Consider the following 1,567-nt stretch of genomic DNA (forward strand, 5'->3'; position numbering starts at 1 on the left):
TGGTCTCCCATTCGCCTCGCGGCGCTTCATAAACATGATGCGCGAGTGCACCAGCATCTGGCTCAGGTAACGCGCGCCGATCCAGCTTGCCATTGGCCGTCAACGGCAACGCATCCAACCGCACAAAGGCAGACGGCACCATATACTCGGGCAAGCGAGCAGCCACATGCGTGCGCAGCTCGCTAACCAGCGGCTCATCGGCCTCCGCCACCACGTACGCGACCAGCCGCTTCTCCACGCCTTCGCCCCGCACAAGCACCACCGCATCGCGCACCTGCGCGTGTTGCACCAGGCACGCCTCGATCTCACCGGGCTCAATGCGAAAACCGCGGATCTTGACCTGCTCATCGTTGCGCCCGACAAACTCTAGGTTTCCATCCGGCAAATAACGCGCCAGATCGCCCGTCTTATACATTCGTGCATCCGCTTCATCTGAGAACGGATCACGCACAAAGCACTCGACAGTCAGCTCCGGGCGGTTCAGATAGCCCTGCGCAATCCCCGCGCCACCGATGTACAGCTCGCCAACTGCACCTAGCGGCACCGGCTGGCCGTGTGCATCGAGCAGATAAACTTGGGTGTTTGCAATCGGCCGACCAATCGGAATATTGACGTTGCCCTCGGGCACCGCCGTGATCCTATAAGTCGTCGCAAATGTAGTGCTCTCGGTCGGGCCGTAACCGTTGATCAACTGTTGAGGAGGCGAATCGCGCAGCACTTGCGCCACCACGCTCGCATCTAGTGCATCGCCTCCGACAATCAAGGCCTTGAGTTGGGGAAAGACTGGGCCCAATTCCACGGCCATTTGATTGAACAAACCCACGGTCAACCACAAAACACTAATACGATGTTCGCGCAACGTTTGTGCAAACAGCGCTGGCGTCAGCACCGTGTCATGATCGATCACGACCGCCGCCGCGCCATTTAATAACGGCGCCCAGACCTCAAAGGTGCTCGCGTCAAAAGCTGGATTGGCCGCCAATGCGATGCGATCATTCGCTCCAACATCAACATAGCCATTGTTGATCACTAGCCGCGCGATCGCTCGGTGCGGCACTCGCACGCCCTTGGGCATACCGGTGGAGCCCGACGTGTACATCACATAAGCCGTATCAACACTACGGCCGGCCAGTTGTGGGCACGTCGTTGGAAAGTGCTCAGTTTGCGCTTTATCTGACAAGTCCAGACGCATTAGCGCTGTGGGCAGCGCAGCCGCACCTTCGGTGTGCGCATCAGTGAGCAACAACTGCGCTGCACAATCGCTTACGATCCAGCTTTGTCGCTCTGTGGGCGCGCGCGGATCAATCGGTACGTAAGCTGCACCTGCCTTGAGGATGGCCAGCTGCGCAACCACCAAATCAATCGAGCGCTCAAGCAGCGTGGCAACAGAGTGACCGGGTTCAACACCCAGATCGATAAGCCGATGCGCGAGGCGGTTGGCCTCTGCATTAAGCTGCGCATAGCTAAGTACCTGGTCCTGGTACACCAGCGCCGTCGCCTCGGGTGTGCGCGCCACTTGATCTTCGAATAACTGCTGCACACACCGGTGTGACGGATACTCACGCTG

The 1,567-nt window shown here is 59.0% G+C and carries 1 protein-coding gene; it reads right to left on the minus strand.

Going from position 1 to position 1,567, the window contains the following annotated elements; all coding sequences use genetic code 11:
• The coding region (locus KQH55_RS15210) for an amino acid adenylation domain-containing protein (RefSeq protein WP_235091560.1) at positions 1 to 1,567 on the minus strand (1,567 nt) is incomplete at both ends.

Source organism: Mycetohabitans sp. B3, from assembly GCF_021498065.1.
Lineage (GTDB): Bacteria > Pseudomonadota > Gammaproteobacteria > Burkholderiales > Burkholderiaceae > Mycetohabitans.